General features: G+C 64.8%; 10 protein-coding genes. 3 read left to right on the top strand and 7 right to left on the bottom strand.

Annotated elements, in window-relative coordinates:
* Nucleotides 1-200 precede the first annotated feature (200 nt).
* The 3 genes from K4A76_RS16405 to K4A76_RS16415 are packed head-to-tail and all read left to right on the top strand — an operon-like array spanning nucleotide 201 to nucleotide 5,670.
* Nucleotides 201-1,439 (top strand): exonuclease SbcCD subunit D C-terminal domain-containing protein, encoded by a 1,239-nt coding sequence (locus tag K4A76_RS16405; protein ID WP_274410713.1) that lies wholly within the window; start codon nucleotides 201-203, stop codon nucleotides 1,437-1,439.
* Nucleotides 1,436-5,080: an AAA family ATPase gene (locus K4A76_RS16410; RefSeq protein ID WP_274410714.1), complete on the top strand. Its 3,645-nt coding sequence runs from the start codon at nucleotides 1,436-1,438 to the stop codon at nucleotides 5,078-5,080. Before K4A76_RS16405 ends, K4A76_RS16410 begins: the two co-directional genes overlap by 4 nt.
* Nucleotides 5,077-5,670, top strand: coding sequence for a glutathione S-transferase (locus tag K4A76_RS16415; protein WP_274410715.1), 594 nt, complete (start codon nucleotides 5,077-5,079; stop codon nucleotides 5,668-5,670). Before K4A76_RS16410 ends, K4A76_RS16415 begins: the two co-directional genes overlap by 4 nt.
* A gap of 148 nt (nucleotides 5,671-5,818) precedes the next feature.
* On the opposite strand, the gene K4A76_RS16420 is transcribed toward K4A76_RS16415, so the two are convergent.
* From K4A76_RS16420 to K4A76_RS16450, 7 genes are all read right to left on the bottom strand, one after another.
* Nucleotides 5,819-6,949, bottom strand: a complete 1,131-nt coding sequence (locus tag K4A76_RS16420) for a lactonase family protein (RefSeq protein ID WP_274410716.1) — start codon at nucleotides 6,947-6,949, stop codon at nucleotides 5,819-5,821.
* On the bottom strand, nucleotides 6,915-7,205 hold the full coding sequence (locus K4A76_RS16425) for a DUF5629 family protein (protein WP_274410717.1): 291 nt from the start codon (nucleotides 7,203-7,205) through the stop codon (nucleotides 6,915-6,917). The genes K4A76_RS16420 and K4A76_RS16425 overlap by 35 nt, the downstream gene beginning before the upstream one ends.
* A gap of 96 nt (nucleotides 7,206-7,301) precedes the next feature.
* Nucleotides 7,302-9,677 carry an efflux RND transporter permease subunit gene (locus tag K4A76_RS16430; protein ID WP_033690558.1) on the bottom strand — a complete coding sequence of 792 codons (2,376 nt, stop codon included), beginning with the start codon at nucleotides 9,675-9,677 and terminating at the stop codon, nucleotides 7,302-7,304.
* A 20-nt stretch (nucleotides 9,678-9,697) separates the two neighbouring features.
* Nucleotides 9,698-10,720 (bottom strand): WD40/YVTN/BNR-like repeat-containing protein, encoded by a 1,023-nt coding sequence (locus K4A76_RS16435; RefSeq protein WP_274410718.1) that lies wholly within the window; start codon nucleotides 10,718-10,720, stop codon nucleotides 9,698-9,700.
* Nucleotides 10,721-10,985: 265 nt separating this feature from the next.
* A complete protein-coding gene (gene pepN / locus K4A76_RS16440) occupies nucleotides 10,986-13,655 on the bottom strand; it encodes an aminopeptidase N (protein WP_110679557.1) in 2,670 nt (889 codons plus the stop codon).
* Nucleotides 13,656-13,668: 13 nt separating this feature from the next.
* Nucleotides 13,669-14,499: a DUF2797 domain-containing protein gene (locus K4A76_RS16445; RefSeq protein WP_009683746.1), complete on the bottom strand. Its 831-nt coding sequence runs from the start codon at nucleotides 14,497-14,499 to the stop codon at nucleotides 13,669-13,671.
* Complete coding sequence (locus tag K4A76_RS16450) at nucleotides 14,496-14,756, bottom strand: YeaC family protein (protein ID WP_003260154.1); 261 nt, start codon at nucleotides 14,754-14,756, stop codon at nucleotides 14,496-14,498. The genes K4A76_RS16445 and K4A76_RS16450 overlap by 4 nt, the downstream gene beginning before the upstream one ends.
* Between the last annotated feature and the right edge of the window lie 10 nt (nucleotides 14,757-14,766).

The following is a 14,766-nucleotide window of genomic DNA, read 5'->3' on the forward strand; positions in this document are numbered from 1 at the left end:
GTACAACGTATGCCTGAGCTTTGCGCGGTGCCTGTAGGAGCGGGCGCGCCCGCGAACACCGGCGCAGCCGGTGCCAGCCCTCCCCCCATTCCCCGCCCTGCCCCCCACCCCCCTGCTTGGGTTACCATACCGCCCTCGCGCAACGCCCATCCCCAAAGCCAAGCCCTCTGGCTTGCTCGACTCGACACCACAGGTCATCCATGCGTCTGTTTCATACCTCCGACTGGCACCTGGGCCAAAGCCTGCACGGCCAGGAACGCGATTTCGAACACGCCTGCTTCCTCGACTGGCTGCTCGGCCAGCTTCGCCTGCGCCAGCCGGATGCGCTGCTCATCGCCGGCGATATCTTCGACACGGTCAACCCCCCGGTCAAAGCTCAGGAGCGCCTCTACGACTTCATCGTCCAGGCGCATGAACAACAGCCCAAGCTGGACATCGTGATGATCGCCGGCAACCACGATTCCGGCTCGCGCATCGAGCTGCCTGCCGCACTCATGCGCCGCCTGCGCACCCACGCCCTGGGCCGTGTGCACTGGCTGGACGAGGGCCAACTGGATGCCGAGCGGCTGCTGATCCCGCTGACCAATGGCCGCGGCAAGGTCGCAGCCTGGTGCCTGGCGCTGCCGTTCCTGCGGCCGGCCGAAGTCACCGGCCCCCACCTGGGCGACGACTACCTGCAAGGCATCACCCAGGTGCACCAGCAACTGATCGCCGCAGCACTGCAAAAACGCAAGAAAGACCAGGCGCTGATTGCCATCAGCCATGCGCACATGGCCGGGGGCGCAGTGTCGGAAGACTCCGAGCGCAGCCTGATCATCGGCAACGCCGAGGCGCTGCCGGCCAAGCTGTTCGACAAGGCCATCAGCTATGTCGCCCTCGGCCACCTGCACAAGCCACAGAAGGTCAACCGCGAAGAACGCATCCGCTACAGCGGCTCACCGATCCCACTGTCGTTCGCCGAAATCAACTACCCGCACCAGGTGCTGGAGGTGGAACTGGACGGCAGCGGCCTGGTCAGCGTCGAGCCGCGCCCGGTACCGCGCGCCGTGGCCCTGCAACGCATCGGCCCGGCACCGCTGGGTGAGCTGTTACAGCTACTGGCAGACCTGCCGGTAATCGACCTGCTGGAAGACCCCAATCGCCAACCCTGGCTGGAGGTGCGGGTCATTCTCGACGAGCCGCAACCGGACCTGCGCCAGCAGATCGAGACCGCGCTGGCGGGCAAGGCAGTGCGGTTGGTGCGCATCAGTGCCGAGTATGCTGGGCGCAACAGTAGCGAAGATGATGACCTGGCCTTTGTCGAACTGGCCCAGATGACCCCGCAAGACCTGTTCAGCCGGGCCTGGGAGCAAGCCTACGGCAGCGCTGTCGACGAGCAGGCGCTGGCCGACTTTGCCCTGCTGTTGCAGGACGTGCAGCAGGAAGAGGAGCAGCCATGAAGATTCTTGCCATCCGCCTGAAGAACCTGGCATCGCTGGCCGGCCCCGTCGACATCGACTTCACTGCCGAGCCCCTGGCCAGCGCCGGCCTGTTCGCCATTACCGGGCCCACCGGCGCCGGCAAGAGTACCCTGCTCGACGCCCTGTGCCTGGCCCTGTTCGGCACCGTTCCGCGGCTCAATGACATCGGTCGGGAAGCCAAGGTGCCGGATGCCGACGGCGACATCCCCACATCCGACCCGCGCAACCTGCTGCGCCGTGGTACCGGCAGCGGCTTTGCCGAAGTCGATTTCGTCGGCGTCGACGGCCGCCGCTACCGTGCCCGCTGGGAAGCCAACCGCGCCCGCGACAAGGCCAACGGCAAGTTGCAGCACAGCCGCCAGAGCTTTTACGACCTGGACAGCGAGCAGGTCCTGGCCAGCGGCAAGAACGAATACAAACAGTTGGTCGAAGCCCGCCTGGGCCTGAACTTCGAGCAGTTCACCCGCGCGGTGATGCTGGCCCAGAGCGAGTTTGGCGCGTTTCTCAAGGCCGACGACAGAGAGCGCAGCGAACTGCTGGAAAAACTGACCAACACCGCCATCTACACCCGCCTGGGCCAGCGCGCGTTCAGCAAGGCCCGCGAGGCCGGTGAGGTGCACAACGACTTGCTCGCGCGCGCCAGCCACCTGCTGCCGATGGACGCCGAAGCCCGCGCCCAGCTCGACCAGCAACTGGAGCAGGCGCAGCAGCACCTGAAGGCTGACCAGGCCGGTGAGCGCCAGCTGGAACAGCAACGCAACTGGCTGCACGAGCAAAACCGGCTACAAGCCCAGCACGCCGAGGCGGCCCGCGCGCTGCAGGCCGCCGAGCAGGACTGGCAGCAGTTGGCCGAACCGCGCCTGGACCTGCTGCGCCTGGAGCGCCTGGCACCTCAGCGCCACCAGTTCCACCGCCAGCAGGCGCTGAACGCACAACTGGCCCCACTGGCGGCAAGAATTGCGCAGCAGCAACAGCAGCAGGACGAACTCCAGGCACGCGCAAATACCCTGGAGCAAGCACTGAACGCCGCACGCCAGGCGCTCGCCGACAGCCAGGCGCAACACGGCGAGAATGCCCCACGCCTGCGCCAGGCCTTCGCCGCCCAGGACAACCTGGCGCGCCTGGACGAAGCGCTGGCCGCGCAACGCAGCAGCAGCCAACAGGCTGAACAACACGTCGCCGATGGCCAGCAGCAGTTGCAACAGCTGGAGGCCAACCAGCAGCGCAGCCTGCAGCAATTGGCGCAGATCGACAGTGCCCTTGCCGACAGCGAGCACCTAGCAGGCCTGGCCAGTGCGTGGCACGCCTACCTGCCGCAACTCAAACAGGTGATGCTGATTGGCGGCCGCCTGGCCAAGGGCCGCGAAGAGCTGCCCGGCCTGCAGGCCCAGGCCAGCCAGGCCAATGTGCAGCTGCAGGCCGAGCGCGATGCCTACGAGCTGCTGTTCCGCGAAGCCAAGGCCGAACCCCAGGCCCTGGCCGAGCAGATCGACCTGCTCGGTGGCATGCTGCAGGACAACCGCAAGCAGCAGCGCGCCGTTGAAGAGATGTCGCGCCTGCACGGCCGCGAACTGGAACTGCGCCAGCAACTGGACAGCGTTCGTGAACGCCAGCAACAGGCCATGCAGCAACGCCAGCAGTTGATCAGCGAGGGCACCGCGGCGAAGGCCGAGCTGGAGGCGGCCGAACAGGCGCTCAACCTCACCCGCCAGTTGCTGGAGCGGCAACGCCTGGCGCGCACCACCAGCGTGGAGGCACTGCGCGACCAATTGCGCGATGGCGAACCTTGCCCAGTCTGCGGCAGTGCCGAACACCCGTTCCACCAGCCTGACGCACTGCTGCACAGCCTGGGCCGCCATGACCAGGCTGAAGAAGCTGCCGCGCAGCAACAGGTCGACACCCTCAACGCCAAGCTGGTCGAGCTGCGCACCCAGCTGGGCGTGGTCAACGCCCAGCTCAAGGACTTCCAGCAACAACAGCAGCAACTGGGCGATCAGTTGCAACCGCTGGTGGCGCAAGTTCAGGCGCACAGCCTGTGGCCGGCCCTGGCCCCGCAGGATGACAAGGCCCGTAGCACCTGGCTGGCCAGCCAGCTGCAGCGCCTGGAGGCGGAAATTGCGCAGGACGAGAAACGCCAGAGCGCGCTGCTCACGCTGCAACGCGATGCTGCCCGCCTCAACCAGCAACTGCAGGCCGCCCAAGACGCTCAACAGCAGGCCCAGCGCCACCTCGAACAACAGCACCAGGCCCTGGCCAACGACGAGCAGCAGTTGCAGCAAGGCTTGCACGACTTGGCCGGTGTGCTGCCCGAACAGGCCCTGAAGGCACTCGACGAAGACCCGGCCAATGCCTTCCTGGCCCTGGACCAGCAGATCGCCCAGCGCTTGCAGCAACTGGAACAGCGCAAGGACGAACTGGAAGAACAGCAGGCCCGGCAGACGCAACTCGACAAGCTGCGCGACCAGCACCAGGCCCGCGTGCAAGGCCTGCAGCAGTTGCAGCAGCAACTTGCCGCCCTGGACGAGCAGCGCCAGCAGGCCCAGGCCGCCCTCGGCGAACTGCTCGGTGAACACGCCACTGCCGAAGCCTGGCAACAGCACATGGACGCCGCGCTGGACCAAGCCCGCGCCCTGGACGCAGACACCGCCCAGCGCCTGCAGGAGCTGCGCACGCAAGCCGTGCAACTGGCCAGCGAGCTGAAGGCCGACGGCCAGCAGCAACAGGCGCTGGTTGCCGAATGCCAGCAGTTGCAGGGCCAGATCGCGCAGTGGCGCAGCCAGCACCCGGAGCTGGATGACGCCGGGCTGGACCGCCTGCTGGCCATGGAGGATGCGCAGGTCACAGCATTGCGCCAGCGCTTGCAAGGCGCGGAAAAAACCATCGAACAAAGCCGCGTGTTGCTGCAGGAACGCGAACAGCGCCTGCAACAGCATGTGGCCGACATGACAGTGGACACCACGGCCGAAGCCCTCGAGCAAGCCCTGCTGGAACTGCGCGAGCGCATGGCCAGCCACGAGCAGCAATGCGCCGAACTGCGGGCGCAGCAGGCCGATGACCAGCGCCGCCAGCAGGCCCATCAGGCACTGGCAGCCGAGATCGAGCAAGCCCGCCAGCAGTGGCAGCGCTGGGCCCGCCTGAATGCCCTGATCGGCTCGGCCTCGGGCGATGTGTTCCGCAAGATCGCCCAGGGTTACAACCTCGACCTGCTGTTGCACCATGCCAACAGCCAACTGCGCCAACTGGCCCGCCGCTACCGCCTCAAGCGAGGCGGCAGTGCCCTGGGCCTGTTGGTCCTGGACACCGAAATGGGCGACGAGCTGCGCTCGGTGCACTCTCTGTCCGGCGGCGAAACCTTCCTGGTGTCGCTGGCGTTGGCCCTTGGCCTGGCTTCGATGGCTTCCAGCACCCTGCGCATCGAATCGCTGTTCATCGACGAAGGTTTCGGCAGCCTGGACCCCGAGTCGCTGCAGCTGGCCATGGATGCCCTTGACGGCTTGCAGGCCCAGGGGCGCAAGGTGGCAGTGATTTCCCACGTGCAGGAAATGCACGAGCGCATCCCGGTGCAGATTCAGGTGCGCCGCCAAGGCAATGGCCTGAGCGAAGTGCAGGTGTGCGGGTGATCCTGTACTCGTTCCGTCGCTGCCCGTGGGCCATGCGCGCGCGCCTGGCCCTGCGCTATGCCGGCTGTGAGGTCGAGGTGTGCGAAGTGGCGCTGAAGAACAAGCCGGCAGAACTGCTGGCCTTGTCCCCCAAGGGCACGGTGCCGGTGCTGGATACCGGCAGCCAGGTGCTGGAAGAGAGCCTGGATATCATGCGCTGGGCGCTGGCGCAGAACGACCCGCAGGATTGGCAACTGCACGCCGACCCCATTGCGGCGCAGCAGGCGCATGCCCTGATCGCGCGTAATGACAGCACGTTCAAGGCGCAGGTGAACCTGTACAAGTATGCCGAGCGCTACCCGCAGCACCCTCGCGCCTACTACCGCCAGCAGGCCGAGGCCTGGCTGGCGGAGCTCGAAGGGTTGCTGGAGAGCCGGCCGTACCTGTTGGCTGACCAGCCGAGCATCGCCGACGCCGCCTTGCTGCCCCTGATGCGCCAGTTTGCCGGGGTGGAACCGCAGTGGTTCGCAGAGGCCGCTTATCCGCGGCTGCGGAGCTGGCTGGAGGGGTGGCTGGCATCAGACCTGTTCCGCTCGATCATGGCCAGGTAGCTTCACGCGGCTCCCTGTAGGAGCGGCCTTGTGTCGCGAAAGGGTCGCGCAGCGGCCCCGGGTTCTTGCGTTACCGCCGACATTGCCGGGGCCGCGCTGCGGCCCTTTCGCGACACAAGGCCGCTCCTACAAGGCGTGGTGTTTGATATCAGTCGATGAACTTCAAGTCCGAGGGTGCGTCCTGGGCCAGGGTCTGCACCGTCTCGCCCAGCTTGCCAGTGGTAGTGTCACGGCGCATGACCACGATCTGGTTGCTCTTCTGGTTGGCCACCAGCAGGAAGCGGTTGTCGGGGTCCAAGGCAAACTCGCGGGGGTGGTCGCCCTCCACGGAGCGGCGCTGCACAAACGTCAGCTTGCCATCGCCCTCGCCAACCGCAAACACCACGATTTCATTCGCTGTACCGCGATTGCTCACGTACAGGAAGCGCCCGTCCGCCGACAGGTGCAACCCGCCCGCCGCCTTGGCCGTCGACGTCGAGGCTTCGGTGAGTGCCAGGCGCTGACCCTCGGTCAGGCCCGCACCCTTGACATCGAACATCACCACTTCACCGCTCATTTCCAACGTGAGGTAGGCATGCTGCCCCGTGGCATCGAACAGCAGGTGGCGTGGTCCGCTGCCTGGCGGCAACGCCACCGACGCCGGCGTGGCAGGGCTCAGCGGCTGGTCCGGGCTGGCGCCGTCGTAGCGGTAGATGAATACCTTGTCGGCACCGAGGTCGCAGGCGTACAGATACTGCCCATTGGGTGACAGCACCAGTGAATGCACATGCCCCCCCGCCTGGCGCTCGCGGTTGACGCCACTGGGCCGGTGTCGCAGTTGCTGCACGACCGGCTTGAGCTGACCGTCCCTGGCTACCGGCATCACTGCCAGGCTGCCGCCGGGGTCAGGGTTGACCGCGTAGTTGGCCACGAACAGGTAGCGCTGGTCATGGCTGAGGCTGGCATGGGTTGGCTCGTCGCCTTGGCTGGCCACCTGGTTGAGCGGCTTGATGTCGCCCTTTGCACTGACACTGAAACTGCTGGCATTGCCGCCCGGGGTTTCATTGACAGCGAACAGCAGGCGGCGGTCGGCCGACAGCACCAGCCACGACGGGCTGACACTTTTCACCACTTGCTGCGGGGTAGGGTCGATGTGGCCCCGTTGTTCGTCGAACTGGTAGCGGTAGATACCCTGGCTGGCACCATCGGTATAGCTGCCCACCAGCAGGGTCGCGGCGTGGGTCGGGATAGTCAGGCTCATCAGGCTAGCGGTCAGCAGGGTCGTCCAGGTGCGGTTCATCTTGGTCTTCATCCGGGGCGCGAAAGGCACTCATGCAGACTAGCCGATGCGCGCCGTTGGCATCGTCCAGTTGCCACTCGTCACCCATGGCGGTCGCCGCGGCGACCTGCTCGGGGGTAAACGACCAGCGGCGCAGTTGGCGGCCGTCCATGCACTCGACGCGCAGGCCAGTGGTATCGGCGGTGAAGTCGAAGGCGTGCAGGCCGTCGATCAGGAGCATGTCGCAGGACTGCAGGGCGTGGTTGAGGGAGGACATTGGGTTACCTGTCAGGGAAGTGCTGCCAGTATACCCTGTGACATCCCTGTGGGAGCTGGCTTGCCGGCGATTGGGCCGCAACGCGGCCCCCTGCCTTCAATGGGCGAAAATCGACCCTCCTTGCTTGCCCACCATCTTTTCCGGCTTGATCAGGAACCGCGCCAGGGCCGGCAGCAGCCACAACGCCCCGAACATGTTCCAGAGCAACATGAAGGTCAGCATCAGGCCCATGTCGGCCTGGAACTTGATCGCCGAGAAGATCCAGGTGCACACACCAATGGCCAGGCACAGCCCGGTGAACAGCACTGCCTTGCCGGTCGAGCGCAGGGTCTGGTAGTACGCCTCCTGCAACGGCAACCCGGCGCGCAGGAAACTTTCCAGGCGGCTGTAGATGTAGATGCCGTAGTCAACGCCAATGCCCACGCCCAGCGCCACCACCGGCAAGGTGGCCACCTTCACACCGATGCCCATGTAGGCCATCAGCGCGTTACCCAGCACCGAGGTCAACACCAGCGGCAGAACGATGCACAGGGTAGCGGCCAACGAGCGGAAGGTGATCAGGCACATCACTGCCACACAGATGTACACCAGGATCAGGATGGTCAGTTCGGCCGACTTGATCACCTCGTTGGTCGCGGCCTCGATCCCGGCATTGCCTGCTGCCAGCAGGAACTGCAGGCCCTCCTTGTTGTGGCTGTCGGCAAACGCCTGGGCTACCGCCGTGACCCGCTCCAGGGTTTCGGCCTTGTGGTCGTTGAGGAACACCAGTACCGGCGCCAGCGAGCAGTCACCGTTGTACAGCCCATCGGCACGGGCGATGGAGTTGTTGAGGATGTCGGGGTTGCGCGACAGGGTTTCCCATTTCAGGCTGCCCTCGTTCATGCCCTTGATCACCTGCTTGGACACGGTGACGAGGGAGATCGCCGACTGGACCCCCGGGGTGTTTTCCATGGTCCACATCAGCTCGTCGATCGGGGTCATGGTCGAGTGGATGGAACACTGCTCGGCCGGCGTCTTGACCATGATCACCAGCACATCGGAACTGGTCGAGTAGTTGCTGATGACGAAGTTGTTGTCCTGGTTGTAGCGCGAGTCGGGGCGCAGCTCCGGCGCGCCCTGGTCGAGGTCGCCGATTTTCAGGTTCTGGCTATACCACAGCCCCCCGCCGAAGGCGAGCAGCGCCAGCGCCACCGACACCGGCGCCACCCTGGCGCTGGCAAAGTTCGACAGCAGGCGCCAGAACGGGTGTTCGCGGGTGGCGTCCTTCTTGCTGCGTTCGATGGCCTTCTTGCTGATACCGACATAGGAGATGGCGACCGGCAGCAGGATCAGGTTGGTGAACACGATCACCGCCACCCCGATGGACGCGCCGATGGCCAGCTCGCGAATCACCCCGATGTCGATGATCAGCAGGGTGATGAAGCCCACCGCATCGGCCAGGATGGCGATCATGCCCGGCAGGAACAACTGCCGGAACGTTCGCCGTGCAGCGGTGAGCGCGTTGTCGGCGTCACTCGACTGCAAGGCGATGCCGTTGATTTTCTGCACCCCGTGGGAAATGCCAATGGCGAAGATCAGGAACGGCACCAGCATCGAGTACGGGTCCAGGCCGAAACCCACCGCGTGCATCAGCCCCAGTTGCCAGACCACCGCCACCAGGGTGGTGATGAGCACGGCGATGGTGCTGCGGATACACCAGGTGAACCAGTACAACAGCACCCAGGTGATCACCAGGGCGACGCCGAAGAACATCGCCACCATCACCAGGCCGTCGATCAGGTCACCGACCTTCTTGGCAAAGCCGACAATGTGCACTTTCACATTGGGGTTCTGCGCCTGGAACTTGTCACGCACCTTCTCTTCCAGCAGGTGCGAGAACTGCTGGTAATCCAGTTTCAGCAGCCGGCTGGGGTCCTGCGGGTCAGGGTAGCTTTCCAGCAGTGGCACATCGATGATACTGGACTTGAAGTTGTTGCCGACCAGCCGCCCGACCTGGCCGGACTTGAGCACATTGTCGCGCAGGGTATCGAGGCTGTCCTGGGAGCCGTTGTAGGTGTTGGGGATCACCTCGCCACCGGAAAAGCCCTCTTCCGTGACCTCGCTCCAGCGCACGCTGGGGCTCCACAGCGACTTCAGCCCGGCACGGTCGACGCCAGGCAGGTAAAACACCTCGTCATGGATCTGGCGCAGGGTCTCCATGTAATCCTTGTCGAAAATGTCACCCTTGACCGCCTCCACCGAGATGCGCACGGTGTTGCCGAGGTTGGCCAGGTCGTTGCGGTGCTCCATCATCTGCTCGATGAACGGGTGCTGCAGCGGGATCATCTTCTCGAAACTGGTGGAGGGGCGAATCTGCGTCGCCTGCCAGAACAGGAAAATACTGATCAGCACGCACAGGGCGATGACCACGGGGCGGTTGTTGAAGATCAGCCGTTCGAGCAGCGTAGGCTTGTCCTGGTGATGCGGATGCATGGTGATGCTCTCCCGGCTGGTCATTGGCGCGGCTCCTCGGCAATGCGATCGGCACCTTGCGCGGTTGCCAGGTGCACACCGCCCTGGCCCACCAGCAGCAGGCCGCCATCGGCCAGACCACTGACGCCGGCCAGGGCGATGCGGTCGCCACGGTTGTACACGCTGAAGGTCTGGCCATCGTCGGTACTGCGCAGCACGCTGCCGCCGTTGCCGACCAGCACCAGGGCGCCATCAGCCAGCAGCGCAGCGCCAGCCAGGCCGAATTCCAGGCTGCCGCGCGCGGCCTTCAATTCGACCTGCTGCCAGCTGTCACCGAAGTCGGCTGAACGGAACAGGTTGCCGCGCAAGCCATAGGCCAGCAGGGTGCGGGGTGAACGGGTGCCGATCACGCCAAACAGCGAGCCCTCGTAGGGGCCTTGCACCTTGGCCCAGGTCTGGCCGTTATCTGCAGAGCGGAACATGCCGCCCTGCTCGCCAACGATGAACAGGCCGGCATCGCGCACCTGGGTGATGCCGTTGAGGTGCAACTGGTCGGGGTTGTCCAGGCGCTCGGCCACGTCCTGCCAGTGCTGGCCGCCGTCAGTGGTTTCCAGGAAGGCCCCGTAGGCGCCCACGGCAAAGCCATGCCGGGCATCCAGGAAGGTGACATCCAGCAACGGCGCTTCACGGGCAAGGTCTTCGAACTGCTTGGTCCAGGTGGCGCCGCCGTCGCTGCTGGTGAGCACCTGGGCGTCATGGCCGACGGCCCAGCCGCGCTTGTCGTCGATGAAGAACACGGCGGTGAGCAACTGCCGGGTAGGTACCCGGGCCTGGGTCCAGGTGTTGCCCTGGTCGTCGGAGAACAGGATATGGCCGCGATCACCGACCACCACCAGGCGCTTGCCGGCGTGGGTGGCGCCGATCAACAGGCTCTGGCTGGCCTTGGCCGATTCGGTGGAGTACTGGTCGGCACTGGCGGCTTGCACGCTGCCGGCCCACGCGCCCAGTGCCAGCGCCAATGCCGCTGCCAATGGCCAGGCGCGGCGCCTGTTGTGTTCCCTCATGACTGTCCCCTTGGTGTTTTTATTCGGCGGGTCAATGCATTGCAGGCACTGCGAAAAGCCTGATCTAGAGGCCTGCAACAGCTTGAAGGGATCGTAGCGGGGATGTTCGCGGGATTACAACGGGCGGGGTGTTATGTTTTGTTGTCGGCCTGAAAAGCTTCGCGGGTGAACCCGCTCCTACAGGCACCGCACCGCCCATGAAAGCAGTGCAGTTCCTGTAGGAGCGGGTTCACCCGCGAAGAGGCCAGCCCAGGCTACAGAATCATCAAGCCAGGCTCTTGCTCACCACTTCATAAACATCACTGGACAGCTCACCCGAAGCCAGAATCCGCTCCAGCTCGCCCTTCATCAGCGCCTGGCGCGCCTCGTCATACTTGCGCCAGCGTGTCAGCGGCGCCAGCTGACGCGAAGCGATCTGCGGGTTCAGCGCATTCAGTTCGATCACAAGGTCAGCCAGGAAACGGTAGCCAGAACCATCGGCGGCATGGAAGTTGACCAGGTTCTGCCCGGCAAACGCACCGATCAGCGCACGCACCTTGTTGGGGTTCTTCAGGGTGAACGCCGGGTGCTGCATCAACGCCTTGACCCGCGCCAGCCCGCCCGGCAAGGTGCTGGCCGCCTGCACGCTGAACCACTGGTCCATCACCAGCGGGTTGTCCTTGAAGTGCTCGGCGAACGCCTCCAGCGCTTTCGCCCGCTCGGCCTGGAACGGCGAGTTGACCAGCACCGCCAGCGCGGTCAGGCGCTCGGTCATGTTGTCGCAGTGCTCGAACTGCTCCAGGGTCGCTTCCAGCACGTGCGGCTTGCCGCTCAGCATCAGGTACGACAGGGCGATGTTCTGCAAGCTGCGGCGGGCGAAGTGCTCGGCCGAGGCCACATAGGCAGTGCTGCGCGAGGCTTCGCGGTGGGCCTGGTAGCGCGCCCACAACGCGTCGAACAGTTGCTCGGCGATCTGCTGGCGGGCGAACTCGCGGGCGGCATGGATGGCGTCCACGTCGGCCACCTGGCTGATTTCGGTGAGGTAGGCCTCACCCGGCAGCGAGAGCATTTCGGCAACCATGGCCGGGTCCAGCGACGGGTTGCCCAGTACCGTGCCCAAGGCCGTGATCAGGCGCTGGTCCAGTTTCAGGGCTTCGCCACGCTGGTGCTGGCCGATCAGTTCCTGCAACACCTGGACCGCCAGCTGCTGGCCCGCTTCCCAGCGGTTGAAACCATCGCTGTCATGTTGCATCAGGAACATCAACTGGTCGCGGTCGTACGGGAAACTGAGCTTGACCGGGGCGCTGAAGCCACGCAGCAGCGACGGCAGCGGCTTGGCCTGGATACCCTGGAAGGTGAAGGTCTGCTCGGCCTCGGTCACCGACAGCACCCGACTGGTGGCTGGTTCGGCCGCCGTGGCGGCGCCTTCACCTGCCAGTTGCAGCGGCAGGTCGTTGCCGGCAGCATCCAGCAGGCCCAACTCCACCGGGATCACGAACGGCAGCTTCTCGGCCTTGTCCGGGGTGGGCGGGCAGCTTTGGCGGAACGTCAGGCTGTAGGTCTGGGCGGCGGCGTCGTACGCTTCGCTGACTTCCAGGCGCGGGGTGCCTGCCTGGCTGTACCAGCGCTTGAACTGGGTAAAGTCCACGCCGTTGGCGTCTTCCATGGCCTTGATGAAGTCGTCGGTGGTCACCGCCTGGCCATCGTGGCGCTCGAAATACAGGTCGCTGCCTTTGCGGAAACCATCGGCACCCAGCAAGGTGCGGACCATGCGCACCACTTCGGCGCCCTTCTCGTACACTGTCAGGGTGTAGAAGTTGGAAATCTCGATGAAGCTGTCCGGGCGCACGGGGTGGGCCATGGGGCCGGCATCTTCGGCAAACTGGTGAGTACGCAGGTAGGCCACGTCCTCGATGCGTTTGACCGTGCGCGAGTTCATGTCGGCACTGAACTCGGCATCGCGGAACACCGTGAACCCTTCCTTCAGCGACAGCTGGAACCAGTCGCGGCACGTGACGCGGTTGCCCGACCAGTTGTGGAAATACTCGTGGGCGACCACACCTTCGACACGCTGATGCGCGGCATCGGTGGCCGTTTCGGCGCGGGCCAGCACACAGCTGGAGTTGAAGATGTTCAGGCCCTTGTTTTCCATGGCGCCCATGTTGAAGTCGTTGACGGCAACGATCATGAAGATGTCCAGGTCGTATTCACGGCCGTAGACTTCCTCGTCCCAACGCATCGACTTCTTCAGGCTGACCATGGCGTGGTCGCACTTGTCCAGGTTCTCGGGCTCGACATAGATGCGCAGCAGCACATCACGGCCCGACTGGCGCGTGAAGGTGTCTTCGACGCACCACAGGTCACCGGCCACCAAGGCGAACAGGTAGGCTGGCTTCTTGAACGGGTCTTCCCAGGTGGCCCAGTGGCGGCCGTCCTCGGCCGGCCCGCTGCCGGTGGGGTTACCGTTGGACAGCAGCACCGGGTAGCGATGCTGCTCGGCGATCACCGTGGTGGTGAAACTGCTCATCACGTCCGGGCGGTCGAGGTAGTAGGTGATCTTGCGGAACCCCTCGGCCTCGCACTGGGTGCAGAACATCTTGCCGGATTTGTACAAACCTTCGAGCGCAGTGTTGCTTTCCGGGTGGATCTTCACGCTGGTGTCGAGGGTGAAGTGCTCGGCTTGCGGCTGCACGGTCAGGCTGTCACCGTCCAGCTGGTAGTCGGCGGCCTGCAATTCCCGGTCATCCAGCGCGGCACGCAGCAGCTCCAGCTGCTGGCCATCGAGCACCAGCGGCGGCAAGCCGGCACCGCGTGCCGGGTTGCGACGCATCACCAGCTGCGCGTGAACCAGGGTGTGGTCCTCGAACAGCTCGAAGGTCAGGTGCGTCTCGTCGATCAGGTACTCGGGCGCCTGGTAATCCTTCAGGTAGATCACTTGCGGTTGTTCGGTGCGCATGTGCAGGTCCTTTTTACTGGAGCACGGCCAACTGGTAGGCCGTGTACTTGCGAATATTGATCACACCGGTGTCGAAGATCAGGTACTGGCCCTTGATGCCCAGCAGCGTGCCTTCGGCGACCGGGTCCTTGTCCAGGTTGAAGCTGACGATCTTTTGCGGGTAGGCCTGGACCGGGTAGTTGATCTGCACCACTTCGGCGTCCGGCAGCGGCTGGATCGCCTGCAGCCCGAAACGCCCCTGCAGCTCGCCCAGGCGCTCGGCGCACGCGTCGAATACCTGCTCACGAATGGCCGCCAGGTCGAGCACCTCGGCATCGCCCTTGAGCAGTGCACGCCAATTGGTGCGGTCGGGCACCTGGCTGCGCAGCACGTCTTCGACCAGGCCAGACTGCTGGCGGGTAGCCACGCGCATGATCGGCAGGGCCTGGCTGGCCCCTTGGTCGAGCCACCGGGTGGGCAGTTGGCTGGCGCGGGTGATGCCGACCTTGATCCCTGACGAGTTGGCCAGGTAGACCACGTGGTCGGTCATGCAGAACTGTTCGCCCCAGGCCGGTTCACGGCAGGTGCCGGCCTCGTAATGGCATTTTTCCGGGGCCATGATGCACACATCGCACTGGGCCAGCCGGGTCATGCACGGGTAGCAGTAACCTTGGCTGAAGCTGGTCTTGGTGCGCTTGCCGCAATGGCTGCAGTGAATGGCGCCAAGGTATTCCAGGCGCAGGCGCTGGCCGATCAGCGGGTTGACCGGCACCTGCGTGTCACCCAGGCGGAAGCTGTACTGCACCACCGGCGCCTGCAGGCTTACCGCCATTTTGCTCAACGAGCCACGAGCGAGTTCGATCAATGTACCGAGTCCGACTTGAACAGAATGTTGGCGATCGGTGCAGACTTCGACGCGCATTCCTGGGGGCCCATGTAACCGGTGCGCTGGTCTTCTGGCAGGTTTTTCATCTCCCAGGCGATCACGGCCTGCAGCGACAGCTCTTTCTGCTCGGCGGTGAGCTTGCGGCCATCCGACCATTTGCCGATTTCCACGGCCAGTTTCAGGCTTTCGTAGATTTCCGGGGTGATGTTTTCAATCATTTGCGCGAAAGTGGACATACAGTCTCCT

It is taken from the genome of Pseudomonas sp. NEEL19 (genome assembly GCF_028751975.1).
Lineage (GTDB): Bacteria > Pseudomonadota > Gammaproteobacteria > Pseudomonadales > Pseudomonadaceae > Aquipseudomonas > Aquipseudomonas juntendi.